The organism is [Mycobacterium] manitobense, assembly GCF_025821665.1.
In the GTDB taxonomy this organism is placed as follows: Bacteria; Actinomycetota; Actinomycetes; order Mycobacteriales; family Mycobacteriaceae; genus Mycobacterium; species Mycobacterium arseniciresistens.
In genome coordinates this window covers 1-13,469 of sequence record NZ_JACKSJ010000257.1, presented here as the reverse complement: position 1 = coordinate 13,469, position 13,469 = coordinate 1, and the positions used below count along the sequence as shown (strand labels likewise).

At 67.1% G+C, this 13,469-nt stretch carries 13 protein-coding genes; 4 read left to right on the top strand and 9 right to left on the bottom strand.

Annotated elements, in window-relative coordinates:
* Nucleotides 1-29: 29 nt before the first annotated feature.
* Entirely contained in the window at nt 30-1,508 is a 1,479-nt protein-coding gene (locus tag H7I41_RS28620; RefSeq protein WP_264016039.1) for a flavin-containing monooxygenase, read from the bottom strand.
* 129 nt (nt 1,509-1,637) lie between these two features.
* Between H7I41_RS28620 and H7I41_RS28615 the strand changes: the two genes are divergently transcribed.
* On the top strand, nt 1,638-2,663 hold the full coding sequence (locus H7I41_RS28615; RefSeq protein WP_264016038.1) for an AraC family transcriptional regulator: 1,026 nt from the start codon (nt 1,638-1,640) through the stop codon (nt 2,661-2,663).
* Between the two features lie 31 nt (nt 2,664-2,694).
* Here H7I41_RS28615 and H7I41_RS28610 read toward each other — a convergent pair whose 3' ends face one another.
* The gene (locus H7I41_RS28610) at nt 2,695-4,251 is read right to left on the bottom strand and encodes a WS/DGAT/MGAT family O-acyltransferase (RefSeq protein ID WP_264016037.1); all 1,557 of its coding nucleotides are present in this window, start codon (nt 4,249-4,251) and stop codon (nt 2,695-2,697) included.
* Nucleotides 4,252-4,428: 177 nt separating this feature from the next.
* Entirely contained in the window at nt 4,429-4,731 is a 303-nt protein-coding gene (locus tag H7I41_RS28605; protein ID WP_264016036.1) for a hypothetical protein, read from the bottom strand.
* A 285-nt stretch (nt 4,732-5,016) separates the two neighbouring features.
* Between H7I41_RS28605 and H7I41_RS28600 the strand changes: the two genes are divergently transcribed.
* Nucleotides 5,017-5,370 (top strand): ArsR/SmtB family transcription factor, encoded by a 354-nt coding sequence (locus tag H7I41_RS28600; RefSeq protein ID WP_264016035.1) that lies wholly within the window; start codon nt 5,017-5,019, stop codon nt 5,368-5,370.
* Nucleotides 5,367-5,906: an SRPBCC family protein gene (locus H7I41_RS28595; protein WP_264016034.1), complete on the top strand. Its 540-nt coding sequence runs from the start codon at nt 5,367-5,369 to the stop codon at nt 5,904-5,906. Before H7I41_RS28600 ends, H7I41_RS28595 begins: the two co-directional genes overlap by 4 nt.
* A gap of 7 nt (nt 5,907-5,913) precedes the next feature.
* Here H7I41_RS28595 and H7I41_RS28590 read toward each other — a convergent pair whose 3' ends face one another.
* The 6 genes from H7I41_RS28590 to H7I41_RS28565 all read right to left on the bottom strand — a co-directional run bounded on the left by H7I41_RS28590 (nt 5,914) and on the right by H7I41_RS28565 (nt 11,596).
* Complete coding sequence (locus tag H7I41_RS28590) at nt 5,914-6,405, bottom strand: hypothetical protein (RefSeq protein WP_264016033.1); 492 nt, start codon at nt 6,403-6,405, stop codon at nt 5,914-5,916.
* Between the two features lie 55 nt (nt 6,406-6,460).
* Complete coding sequence (locus tag H7I41_RS28585) at nt 6,461-7,522, bottom strand: glycosyltransferase family 4 protein (RefSeq protein ID WP_264016032.1); 1,062 nt, start codon at nt 7,520-7,522, stop codon at nt 6,461-6,463.
* Nucleotides 7,519-8,619 (bottom strand): glycosyltransferase family protein, encoded by a 1,101-nt coding sequence (locus tag H7I41_RS30375; protein ID WP_264016031.1) that lies wholly within the window; start codon nt 8,617-8,619, stop codon nt 7,519-7,521. Before H7I41_RS30375 ends, H7I41_RS28585 begins: the two co-directional genes overlap by 4 nt.
* Nucleotides 8,620-8,963: 344 nt before the next feature.
* Nucleotides 8,964-10,109 carry a serine/threonine protein kinase gene (locus H7I41_RS28575; protein ID WP_264016030.1) on the bottom strand — a complete coding sequence of 382 codons (1,146 nt, stop codon included), beginning with the start codon at nt 10,107-10,109 and terminating at the stop codon, nt 8,964-8,966.
* Between the two features lie 191 nt (nt 10,110-10,300).
* Nucleotides 10,301-10,603, bottom strand: a complete 303-nt coding sequence (locus H7I41_RS28570; protein ID WP_264016029.1) for a hypothetical protein — start codon at nt 10,601-10,603, stop codon at nt 10,301-10,303.
* A gap of 30 nt (nt 10,604-10,633) precedes the next feature.
* Nucleotides 10,634-11,596, bottom strand: coding sequence for an alpha/beta hydrolase (locus H7I41_RS28565; protein WP_264016028.1), 963 nt, complete (start codon nt 11,594-11,596; stop codon nt 10,634-10,636).
* A gap of 100 nt (nt 11,597-11,696) precedes the next feature.
* On the opposite strand from H7I41_RS28565, the gene H7I41_RS28560 reads away from it, so the two are divergent.
* Entirely contained in the window at nt 11,697-13,235 is a 1,539-nt protein-coding gene (locus H7I41_RS28560) for an alkaline phosphatase D family protein (protein WP_264016027.1), read from the top strand.
* The last annotated feature ends 234 nt before the right edge of the window (nt 13,236-13,469 follow it).

Sequence of the window (13,469 nt, the reverse complement as noted above, 5' to 3'; positions counted from 1 at the left end):
GTGCTGGAAAAAACTGCGAGGCAACGGGTTCAGACCGCCACCGCCTCCGCGGCCGTGGTGCTGAACTGCAGCAGGTGGTCATCGACGGGATCCTGGAGCAGCATCTTGGAGTCCTTGCCGTAGTGCATGAGCACCTTCCAGGGATTCTTCGAGCCCTGCCGCGGCCAGAGGTCCTTGGAGCGCTGCACGTAGCCGGACTCCAGCTGGTCCACCATGCCGATGTCCATCGCCGAACCCTCGACGTCGCGCGGGGTCGCCACCGTGTGGTTGTGGTCGTCCATGTGCTTCAACAGGCGGCACAGGTAGGCGCCGGCGATGTCGGACTTCAGCGTCCACGGTGCGTTGGTGTAGCCGAACACCCACGCCAGATTGGGGATGTTCTCGACGAGCACGCCCTTGTAGGTCATCTGGCTGTGGAACTCCCGCGTCTCCCCGTCGACGGAGAGCTCCATCCCGCCCAGCATCTGGATCTCCAGGCCGGTCGCGGTGACGATGATGTCCGCCTCCAGTTCGCGACCGGACTTCAGCAGGATGCCGGTCTCGGTGATGGTCTCGATGTGATCGGTCACGATCGACGCCTCGCCGGAGGCGAGTGCCTTGAACAGGTCGCCGTTGGGAACGGCGCACAACCGCTCGTCCCAGGGCATGTACTTCGGGGTGAAGTGCCGCATGTCGACGGACGGGCCGAGGTGCCGCTGAACCTGCCAGAGCAGGAACCGGCGCATCTGGCGCGGCCAGCGCTTGCAGGCCAGGTAGAGGTAGCGCTGAAAGGCGATGTTGCGCTTGCGCGCGAACCGGTACACCAAATCGTCGGGGAGGAAGCGACCGAGGATCTCGGAGATCTTGTCGAACGCGGGGATCGAGAAGATGTACGACGGAGAGCGCTGCAGCATGGTCACGTGCTCGGCATCCGGGGCCATCGTCGGAACCAGGGTGACAGCCGTTGCACCACTGCCGATCACAACGACCTTCTTGCCCGTGTAGTCGAGGTCCTCCGGCCAGTGCTGGGGATGGACGGTGCGGCCCGTGAACCGGTCGATGCCGGGGAAGGCGGGCAGGTGGCCCTTGTCGTGGTTGAAATATCCGGTGCAGCTGATCAGGAAGCCGGCGGTGTAGGTGCGCGTCTCGCCGGTGGCCTCGTGCAGCGCCGTCACCGTCCAGCGGCCCGCGCTGGTGGAGAAGTCAGCGGTGACGATCTTCAGGCCGTAGCGGATCATCTTGTCGATGCCGAACTGGGCTGCGGTGTCGGCGATGTACTCGCGGATCGACGGTCCGTCGGCCAGGACTTTCAGCTCCTGCCAGGGCCGGAACCTGTAGCCGAAGCTGTACATGTCCGAGTCCGAACGGATTCCGGGATAGCGGAACAGGTCCCAGGTGCCGCCGAGGCGTTCGCGTCGCTCGAGCACGGCGATGCTCTTGTGCGGGTGCTCGGCGCGCAACTGACAGGCGGTGCCGATGCCGGAGAGCCCGGCGCCGATGATCAGGACGTCGAAATGTTGTGCATTCATGGCTTCCTCGGGGCTTTTGCCTGCTGTGATCGCAGGACGCTGTAGAAACAGAATCGTCGAGGGAGCCGCCGCGGGTCTTGACACTTTCCGACGTACTTTTAGCATTTCCCGACACGGGGAGTTGATCGGATGACAAGCCTGATCCGGGCCACCAATCTGTGGGGGTACGCCGACCTGATCAGGGAGTTCGGTGCCGACCCGGAGCCGTTCCTCTCGCGGTTCGGCATCCCGGCGGGTATCGAGCACGAGGACGACGCCTTCGTCTCGTTCTCCGCCGTCGCACGCATGCTGGAGGCCAGCGCCGAAGAGTTGAACTGCCCGGACTTCGGTCTGCGTCTGTCGCACTGGCAGGGTCTGGACATCCTCGGGCCGATCGCGGTGATCGCGCGGAACGCCCAGACCGTGCTCGGGGGCCTGGAGTCGATCGCGAGCTACCTCTATGTCCATTGCCCGGCGTTGAAGCTCAGTGTCGCCGCCGCCGCCGCAGACACCGACGTCAGGTTCACCTTCGAGGTGGTCGAGTCCGGCTTGCCGTACATGCTGCAGGCGTACGAACTGAGCATGGCGAACGGCGCACGGATGATCCGCCTGATGGGTGGGTCGCAGGCGCGGGCGCGCTCGATGTCCTTCATGCACGAACAGCGGGGTCCAGACGCCGCGTACCGCGAAGCGCTGGGCTGCCCCGTGCGCTTCGGGCGGACGTGGTGTGGGTTCGATCTGCCCCGCCCGTTGGCAGGCAGACGCATCGAGAGCGCGGATCCCGAGACCAGGCGCATCGCCACCAAGTACCTTGAGGCCCACTATCTCCCGAGCACCGCGACACTGTCCGAACGGGTGGCGGCGTTGGCCCGCCGGCTGCTACCGACGGGACAGTGCAGCGTGGAAGCGATCGGCAATGAACTGGCTTTGCATCCCCGGACGCTGCAACGGAACCTGGCGCTGGAAGGCGTGCGCTGCCAGGACCTCATCGAACGGGAACGCCGCGATCAGGCGGCGAGATACCTCGCCGAACCGAGGTTCCACCTGAGTCAGATCGCCTCTCTGCTCGGTTACACCGAACAGAGCACCTTCAACCGCTCGTGTCGCCGCTGGTTCGGCCAGACACCGCGGCAGTACCGAGCCGATCAGCTGGGCTCGTTGCGGCTGCCGCGGTGACCGTGCCTTGAGGCCCGCCCGCTCGCTTGGCTCAGCGGCGTTTGGTCTTCACCGCTTTCAGCAGACCGACCTGGATTTCCAGCTCCCCTCGGAGCGCCTGCGCCAGCACGTCGACATCGGGTACCAGCCCGCTGTCGACGGTGAGTCCGACGTGCAGATGGTCGAGGTAACTCAGAAGCGTGAAATTCAACGCCATTCCGTCGACGATCGTCGAGACGGGATAGTTGGCGAGGACGCGAGAACCGCTACAGTACAGGGGTTTCCGGGGGCCGGGAACGTTCGAGATGATGACATTCGCCGCAGGACGGACCGATTTCGCACTCGCGAGCCGCAGCACCGTCCGCATCGCAGGACCGAACACGACTGGCGGTACCAGGTCGTTGGCGTGCTGCATGAGGTTGGGCGGCTGGGTCTTGTGCTGCTGCTTGGCGTCCAGCAGCGCGTCGCGGCACGCACGGATGCGGCCGACCGGCTCTGCCACATCGGTGGGTAGTGGCACGACCATGGTCGCGACCTTGTTGCCGAACGTGCCACGTTCGTCGGCTTCTCGAGTCGAGATCGGGACCATCGCGAGCAGTCGCTCGTCAGGCAACTCGGACTTGGTGGTGAGCCAGGTACGCAGCGCCCCGGCGCACAGGGCGACCACGACGTCGTTCACGGTGGCGCCGTGCGCTTGTTTGACGGCCAGCACGTCGACGAGCGGAAGGCTGATAAGGGCCAACCGGCGATGCGGCGTGATGCGGGCATTGAATGCGGTGCGCGGAGCAACCAGTGGCGCCGAGTCGGATCGCTTTCCCGGCGTGAGCCTTCCCGCCCAGCCGGCGACCGCCGTCACTCCGGGCAGCGACCGGATCGTGGCGACCTTGTCCAGGTGAGTCAGCGTGGGTCGGGCCGCGCCGACCGCAGCGAGCTGCTGGCGGGGGATGTCGGCGACGCCTCGCATCAGCATATTCAGTCGATTCGGAACGGCTTCGGTCCGCACCGTGGTGGCGGGCGGGACGTCGCGGCCCTGCGGTGCGTCGTCGAGCAGAACGCTCAGGATGTCGCCGCCCGACACCCCGTCAACGGCGGCGTGATGCAACTTCAACAGCAGCGCGACTCGATCATCGGAAAGTCCGTGGATCAGGTATGCCTCCCAGAGCGGACGCGAACGGTTCATCGGTTCGGCTGCCAGTCGCGCCACCAGCTCGGTGAGCGCGGTGTCGTCACCGCGTGTCGGCAGCGTGGTTTCCCGGATGTGGAAATCGAGGTCGACCTCGCCGTCGACCCATGACGGGTGGCCGACGCCGAACGGGACCTCCGCCAGCTGCCAGCGCAGTGGTGGGAGCAGATGGAGCCGCTGTGCGAACAGCGATGTGACCGCATGGCGGGTCAGGCGCCGGCCGTTCGCACGCTTGCGTTCGAGGATCACGAGGGCGGATACGTTCGCGACGGTGCGCTGGTCCTCGGTGGCGAGAAAGAATGCGTCGAGGCTGGTGAGGCGCCGCATGGTGGTGTCCTTCGGGTTGAGTTCGGCAGGAGTCGCCGGGTCGGCGACGACAGTGCGGGGACTCAGGAGCAGTCGCCAACGCTGTTGTCCCGCAACCATGCCTGGTACGCGCCCGGCAGGTCTTGCCTCAAGCCGACAGCTTTTTAGCTATTTGCGACTGTCGGTCAACAGCGGATCGGGTTGTCCGCGTGGTGTTAGTGGCGATGCGATGACGCAAATCAGCCCCACTTTCGAGTGGGGCTGATTTGCGTTCGGGGACCGTGGTTGTTTCGCCGTTCAGCGCCAGGCGCGATCGAAGGGCATTTTGTCCAGGCTGTCGATCCAGCCGTCCCCGTCGGAGTCCGCCGGGGTGGTCTCGAACATGTCGTTGATGATCGCGTTCTGACCTTCTCGCGCGATGGGGTGCAGCGGGGCGGGTGCCGGTCGCATGGCGGGCGGCATGTCCGTACAGACACCGGCCGTGTCGGTCGGGTACCAGCCGGGGTCACACGCCGCCGCGGTCGGGGCGGTGGCGATGATGACGCCGGTTCCGGCAGCGCCCAGGACAAGAGCGAGAAGCGAGGTTGTACGTGAGAACATTGCTGCACTTTCGGTCGTGGTGAATCTCGGGCAGGGCCGTGCCGCTGATCCGTACCCGATCTGCTCTCAGGTTCTTCTCAGTCAGCGGAAGCCTAGAGGCAGCCGCGGCGCCACAACAGCGAAGACTGGGGGTACCGCGAAGCCTTGTCAACGGTGCAAGTAGTCGATCTTGTTCCGGTCGTCAGCAAACGGCCGATGCTGCAGGTCACGCAATGCCGCGTGCGCTTTGGCCGCCGAAACCCGGTCGCCAGAAATAATGCGTAACCACTCTGTTACGCTTTGTCCGTGGACGAGATCGCCGGGGCCGTCGCCGACCCCGTGCGCCGCGACATCCTCGAGTCCTTGCGCGATCGGCCGATGCCGGTCGGCGAGATCTGCGCGCTGTTCCCGATCAGCCGACCGGCAGTGAGTCGTCACCTGCGAGTACTGCGGGACAGTGGCCTCGTGACGGCTGAAGTCGTTGGCAGGCAGCGGATCTACACCCTCGACCCGGAGGCTCTGACGCCCCTGATGACGTGGCTGGCCGGCCTCGCGACTCCGGTGACGTGGGAAGCGCACCTCGACGCGCTCGAAACGGAGGTCCACCGCACGCGCCGCGAACGGCGCGGAGATCCGACGACAAGGGAGGCCACCGCATGAAACCGCCATCACCGACAGCCCGGCTCTTCTCCACCTCCGCTGGGTACGACCTCACCTTCACCCGGACGTTTCGCGCATCCGCCGACGACGTGTGGGCGAGCGTGACCGAACCCGACCGGACTGCGAGATGGTTCGGAATCTGGAAAGGCGACGGCGCGCCCGGTTTGACCATCGAAGTCCAATTGGGCTTCGAAGAAGGCGCGCCGTGGTGTGACATGCGGATCGAGGCATGCGATCCGCCGCGCCGTCTCGCCCTCACGATGATCGACGAATCGGGCTCGTGGCACCTCGCGCTGTTCCTCGAAGAGTCGGGCGGAACAACCGAACTGCGGTTGATCCAGCGTCTGGAGAAGGTGCGCGGGATCGAGGACGTCGGACCCGGCTGGGAGTACTACCTCGACAACCTGGTGGCCGCCAGGGACCAGGCGCCACTACCGGACTTCGATGCCTATTACCCGTCGATGAAACCGTATTTCGAAGCGCTCGAGGCTACGCCGGCTCACCACCCGGGTGGAGTCGGCTCCAGAGCCGAATGACTTAGCGCTATCCGCGCCTCGTCAGGGTGAACGTTCCGGGCCTGTTGGGTCCCTGCGGCACGCCCTCGCAGTTCACGGGTGCGCTGGTGCTCGTGCCCCCGGCCAGTGTCGCGCTGTCCCAGGTGTAGGTCGTGGTGCCGGGTAGCCGGCGTTCGTCGGGGCAGATGACGGCGTCCGGCCTGTTGATCGTCATCGCCCACTGGTTGCCGGTCAGCCGCGCGTTGCCGCTGTACGGCACGAGTATCTCGACGGCCGCCGTGACATTGGCGCATCCGGGCCCGCACGGAGCGACCGTCCAGGTTCCGGTGAGGACCTGACCGGAGGCCCGGGTGTACCGCAGGTCATAGACGCCCTGGAACGGCTCACCGCCCGCCGCAGTCGGGTTCGGAGGAACCGGGACAACCTGTGTGGGCCCGCCCGCCCAGCCGGTGCCCGCCGATCCGACAGCCACGCCGGCGGCGATGATGAGGGCTGCCGGCAGCCCGCGAGTGATGGTCATGACGCTTCTCCCTTGATGTCGATTCTCGCGGCGCGGGTCAGCCCGCTGCCGCATGTCACTTCGTCGGTGCCGCAACGGACGCATACACCTCCTCGTAGCCGGCGACCATGCGCTCGATACCGAAGAATTCCTGGACGTGGGAGCGACACACGTCGGGATCGATGTCGCCGACAGCCTCGAGGGCGGCTGCTAGCTCTGACGGATCGTTGCAGACGTATCCGGTCTTGCCGTCGACCACGATCTCGTCAACCGACCCGGCCCGCAGCGCCACGACGGGTGTGCCGGTCACCATCGCCTCGATCATCACCAGCCCGAAGGGCTCCTCCCAACGGATCGGGAACACCAGGCACCGCGCTGCGGCGAGAAGATCACGCTTCGCCAGGCCGCCAACGCGCCCGATCACCCTGTCGCCGTCGGTCATTCGGGGCATGACCTCCTGCTCGAAATAGCCGCGGTCGCCGGGTTCGACGCACGCTCCGGCGAGGACCAGCGGGATGCCCGCGGAGTGAGCGGCATCCAACGCAAAGTGCGGCCCCTTCTCCGGACAGAACCGACCCAGGAACAGCGCGAAGTCGTCCTTGGTCGCGCGGAAGGGCCAATCGGTGACCCGGAGGCCGTGGTGCACGGTCCCCACCCAGTTGAGATCCGGTGATGAGCTTCGTTGACGATGGCTGACGGCCACCAGCCCGAGGTCCTGATCGAGAGCCGCGTAGTAGCGACGCATGTCGACGTCGATCGTGGCGTGCACGGTGGACACCGTCTTGACGCCCAGGCTGCCGTAGCTCGACGCGTTGAGGGCGCCGGACATGGTGTGATCGTGGACGATGTCCACGCCTTCCCGGCGCGCCAGCCGCGCGATCGCCCGGCGTACCTCGATGGCGTGCACGATCTCGGGACGAACCTGACCCAGTCGCTCGGGGACGGCCTCAGGTGAGATCGCGACGAAGCGCGCGTCGGTCCTGGAATGCCCAGCGCCCAGGACGAACACGGTGTGGCCGCGCGCGACGAGGCCATCGGCCAGGTCCGCGATGACGGCCTCGGTTCCGCCGTAATCCTTAGGCGGAACCTCGAAGTACGGCGGCGCGACGAGAACCACTCTGAGGTGTTCGGACGTCACATCGTTCGCTCTTCTACAGGAGGATCGGACCTGGCGATGCCGTCGTTCAGCGAGCCGAGCAGTGTCCTCCACGGATCCGTCGGGAACAGCGACTCCACGGCCTGGCGATTGCGCTTCAGGCCGGCGATCAGCTCCGCATCGCGCCGAGCGAACCCGGCCAGCACATCGACGAACTCCACCGCCGCCTCGGTCATACCCGTCCCGTCGGTCTCGAACGTCGTGCAGCTGAGGCCTGCGGCACCGTAGACCTCGTCGAAGGCGTTGTATCGAGTCGACACGGCGGGAATCTCTGCGGCAGCAGCCAGACCGGCACCCAGGCCCACCGTCTCGAAATCGCTGACGCTGGGCGTGAAGACAACCCCGCCGTGGGTCGCTCGCGCGAGCCGCAGAAGGTCCACTTCGTCCAACCGCCAGTTTCCGTCGGCTTCTCGCACCGATTCGAGAGGGACGCCGCCGAGGAATCGGACGTACTTCTCCGTCGCGAGTTCGTCGCGCAGTGCGACGAGTTCGTCGCCGTAATCCGGATCTTCGTCGAGGTCGCCGAAGACGAGCAGGTAGGGCGGCGGAAGTGAACGGCGGAGGCACTCGGCCACGACTTCTGCGTGAAATCGCAGCGATTGATTCACGCCCTTCACCCGGTAGATCCGCACCGGGCTCAGCAGTATCGGTCGTTCCGGGCTCAACTCGAGTTGTCGCGCAAATTCGTGATGGCGGTCGTCGATTCCCGGTGGGATCACCGGAAGCAGGTTGGCGATGACCTTCGGTCGCGATGCGGTGTCATAGCTTTCCGCCTCTCGCGCGAGCCCCTTGGACACCACGATCCAGTTGACGTGTGCCGCCTCGGCCGGCAGCGGCGTCACGTCATTGGGAACGGACGGATAGAACCGTCGGTCAATTGCTATGTCCCAGCGCCCATTCGAGCCGCACAGATCGTGATCCCAGATCACCAGCCCGCCCCGGCGCCCGCGGTAGCGGCGTTCTGCGGCCATGTAGAGCGCGGACGTCACGCTCACCGCATGCGGGAGAGTGAGATTCACCGCGAAGACCCAGTCCGGGTCGTGGCGCTCCAGCCATGTCGCGAAGTGGTCGAAGTACACCTTCTGCAAAGTCTCGATCCGGTCGACCAGTGACTGCCGCTCGGCTTCTTCCAAGCCATCGAAGACGGCGACGCATCGACGGATGTCCTCGAGCTCTGCCGACAGCTCGGCTCGGTTCAGCCCCGCAATCGAGTCGTTGACCGTCGGCCTGAGCCACGGCGGATAGGGGTGTGGATCCGGTCCGTTCGGAAAGAACCGCGTCTTGTCCGACCGCCACGAGTAGCCGAGGTCGGCGGCGACCGTGTGGTCGAAGACGCCCATCGACCGTCCGAGGTGGTAGACGCTGCGGAACACGGTCAACAGTCCCGAGACCGGGAGGCCGTCGCCGCAGATCAGGCCGATCTTCACGTCACCAGCGGGCGGTAGTCGCCGGCCGAGAAGTACTCCTCACACCCTCCGATGCGGCGCACATCCCAGGTGGCGCAGTGCAGAGATCCGCCGAACTCGAAGACATTCCGGAACGGGATGGTGAACACCTCGAAGCCGAGCCCGGACAGCAGATCCTGCAGCGGACGCTCCTGTTCCTCACAGACGACCTTGGTCGGCGAGATGCTCAGTACGTTCATCGACAGCCACTTCGACGACTGGCAGTAGTCAGGCATCTCGGAGTTGCTCGATGTGGGCCGCGGGGCCGAGACGAACTCCCAGTCATCGGTCAGGAAGAGTTTCTCCTCGCCGGCACGCAGCGGCCGGTCGGGGTTGGTGAGTATGAGTCCGGGGCGTAAGGGAACGAACGTGCAATCGATGTGCGACGGAAAGAAGTCGAGCGGGAAGTGCACAGGGTGCACGCGGAAGCCCTTGGGTTCGAGATGCCTCTTCAGCCAGTTGATGCCCGCCCGGTTCGATGTCATCGACTCCTGGACCACCAGGTCTCGGCCGAATCTGCTGATGTCAGCCGCGTCGAAGACCACCTCGTCTTGCGACACGCAGAACTCGAAGGCGTGCATCTCGGAATGCCGCTTCTCGTCGGACCAGTCCCAGAAGCCCTCGCGGTACATACCGTCGCCCATCGACGGCTTCGGCGCGGTCGTCCAGACCACGCGTGGGTCGGCCTTCCAGTATTCGTAGACGAGGTCGCGGTAGGCGGTGAACTCGAAGTATCGCGACCGGCGTGACATCGGTGCTTCGATGATCTCGCTCCCGATCGTGATCATCACGTCGCGCGGGCACACCGCGCAATACTGGTTCGCGACCGAGAAGTGCGGAGTGGCGACACTTCTGCTGAAGTCGTGTGGCGTGGGCCTGCGGACCTTGACTCCGTGCGACTCGAGGAGGGCCTGAAGCCCGGCCAGCTCCTCATTCGCACGTTCGATGGCTTCAGGTGGCTTCGGTCCCTTGGGAAAAGGCGTGCCACGGCACGCATTACGGATCTGCGGGCGACTGCCGGGCTCGGTGGGCTCGAAACACGCGCCGTCTGCGGAGCCGACGACGACCTCCTCGAGCGGATCCCACTCGTTCCAGGAGTTCACCACCGCGGACAAGGTACTCATGGCGAACAGCCTTTCGGACCGATGATTCCGCCTTCCGGAAATCCCGCCCGGTGATGTTCTCTGCCGTCGGAAAGGATTTGATCTTCATCGTTCATGCCCGTGCAGTGCCGGTCCAAGATGTAGCACACAACAGAGTGGCCATGGGTCACATTGACGGCAGCGCAAAAGGGCCGCGCGGTGCGCCACCGGGCTTACTCGCCGGAGCGGAAGCGGTCCTGCATCGTGTACGTGTAGCCGCTGATCGTGAGGTACGGCGTCATGACATACGCCAGCCCGATCGACGCGATTCCCAGGATCGACACCGCCGCCACCACGTTGGGCCAGAACGGCGCGGCCATGCCGAGCGCGAACAGCGGGATGGCCAACGCCCAGCCGCCCCAGTAGACGCGGCGGCCGAGTTCGGGCTTGTGGGTGAGCGCACGGCCGGCGATGAAGGCGACGACCATGGCCAGGAACGCGCCGATGATCAGCGCGGTCGAGATCTCGTCGGACACCACCTCAGCTTAGGTGTGCGTGTCAGCGCGTCAGAGCGCGCGTAGCCGGCGCAGCCGGTCGGCGACTGCGCGACGGGATACGTCCGCGTCGGTGACGATCATCTCGAAACCGTGCGGGCAGCCCGGGTGGACGTGCAGTTCGGCGGGAACACCGGCGGCGGCGAGCCGGTGCGCGTAGTCGACGATCTCCGCCCGGAAGATGTCGAGGTCGCCGGTGTCGAGGTAGGCGGGCGGCAGCCCGGCCAGGTTCTCCTCGCGGGCGGGCGCCGCGTAGACGGGCACGTCCGGTCCGCCTGCGCGGTCGCCGAGCAGGGCGCCCCAGCCGGTGACGTTGTCGTCGTAACTCCACACCATGCCCTCGGCGGGGATCTGCGGGTCGGGTGTGGTGTTGCGGTCGTCGAGCATCGGGTAGATCAGCAGCTGCAGGGCGAGCGCGGGGCCGCCGCGGTCGCGGGCCAGCAGTGCCACGCCTGCAGCGAGCCCGCCGCCGGCGCTGTCACCCATCACCGCGAGCCGCCCGGCATCCACCCCGAGATCGGCGGCGTGCTCGGCCAACCACTGCAGCGCGGCGTAGCAGTCCTCCACCGGCGTGGGGTGCGGGTGCTCGGGTGCCGCGCGGTAGTCCACCATCAGCAGCGGCACGCCCGACTCGGCCACGTAGCGGCGCACGATCGCGTCGTAACCGCAGCCGGTCTCCTCGAGACTGAGGATCATCCCGCCGCCGTGCAGATACAGTGCGGCGCTGCCGTTTTCGGGCACGCCGACCGGGCGGTACCACCACAGCGGCAGCTCCGCGCCGTCGGCGGTGGTGAGCGCGTGCCGGTTGACATCGACGCCGTCAACGGCCGGGACCATCTCGGCGATCAGGTCGAAGGTCGCCGTGGTGTTCCGCCGTCGGGTGGCGACGTCACCCACCCGCGGGGGTGTCGGGTCGGCTGGCTGGGGCGCAGCGAGCAGCGCGGCGAGGATCTCCGGATCGAATGACAGCGGCACGCCCCGAGAGTATCCGGTGTTCGCGCAACGGCATCGTCGCGGCGGGGCGCCGTACAGCCGGCGGTCACCGGCAGGACAACCGGGTCGCAGACACTGCGCCGTGTCCCAACTGAGCCGCAGGGCCGTGCTGCGGGGAGCGGTCGCGCTCGGGGTGTTGCCGTTCGCCGGCTGCGCCGTCGCGCGCAGCACCAACCTGGTGCCCGCCGACCCGTTCACCCTCGGCGTGGCATCCGGCGACCCGGCGCCCGACGGAGTGGTGATCTGGACGCGGCTGGCGCCGGACCCGTTGGCCGAAGACGGATTCGGCGGTATGCCCGCCCGACCGGTGGACGTGGAGTGGGAGGTCGCGGCCGACGAGCGGTTCACTCGCGTCGAGCAGCGCGGTGTCGCCACGGCGACGCCCGATGCCGGGCACAGCGTGCATGTGGAGCTGCGGGGACTGCGGCCGGGCGCCGAGTACTTCTACCGGTTCCGCGCCGCGGGGTACCTGTCGCCGACGGGCAGGACCCTCACCGCGCCGCCGCCCGATGCCCTCGCGACGGCCCTGACGATGTGCGTGGCGTCGTGTTCGCATTACGAACAGGGCTGGTTCACCGCCTATCGGCGACTGGCCGGGGAACAGCCCGATCTCGTTGTGCACCTGGGTGATTACCAGTACGAATACGAGGCGAGGCCGGGCGGGGTGCGCAGGCACGCCGGGCCGGAGACCGTCACGCTGGCCAACTACCGGCAGCGGTACGCGCAGTACAAGACCGACCCCGACCTGCAGGGCGCGCACGCCGTCGCGCCGTGGCTGGCGGTCTACGACGATCACGAGCTGGACAACAACTGGGCCGACGAGACTCCGGAGAAGCCGCAACCCGAGTTCCTCGCCCGGCGGGCGGCGGCGATGCGGGCGTACTACGAGAACATGCCGCTGCGACGGTTCTCGCAACCGCGCGGTGTCGACATGCAGCTGTACCGGCGGATCGGCTGGGGCGCGCTGGCCACGTTCCACCTGCTCGACACCCGGCAGTACCGCACCGATCAGCCGTGCCGCGACGAATACCGCACCGACTGTGCCGAGCGGTTCAACCCGTTCGCCACACTGACGGGCGCCGAGCAGGAACGCTGGCTGCTCGACGGTTTCCAGCGGTCGCGAGCGCGCTGGGACGTGCTGGGACAGCAGGTCTTTCTCTCCCAGGTGGAGCTGACCCCGGGCCCGGGCCTCGGTGTGAACCCCGATGCGTGGGACGGCTACCCCGCCAACCGCGACCGCATCGTCGCGGGGCTGAAGGGCCCCGCGGTGCGCAACGCGGTGGTGCTGACCGGCGACGTGCACAGCCACTGGGCGGCTGAGGTGCACGAGCGCCCAGGCGACGTGTCGTCACCGGTGGTGGCGACCGAACTGGTGACGACGTCGATCAGCTCCGGCGGAGACGGATCGGACAGCAGGGCAGACGTTGACGCGGTGCTGCCGGAGAACCCGCACATCCGGTACTTCAACAATCGGCGCGGGTACGTCCGCGCCCGTGTGACGGCCGACGAGATGCGGGTCGACTTCCGGGTGCTGCCGTACGTGTCGCGACCGGGTGCACCGGTACGCACCGGCGCGTCGTTCGCGGTGCCGGATCGGGCGGCGGCGCTGAACCGGCTCTGACGCGGCTCTGACACCGTGCCGTCAGCCGGCCGTCAACACATGTTGACGGCCGCCGGCGGTTGGTGTGACTTACGGCGCCGGGATGCTCGCGCAGGGCAGCCCGGGGATGCAGCCGGACGCGCCCTGCGGTCCGGCCGATCCGACGGGTCCGCCCGGGATGCCGCCGGTGGCGCCCTGCGGGCCTGCCACGCCCCCGGGTCCACCCGGGATGGCGCCGGACGCGCCCTGCGGGCC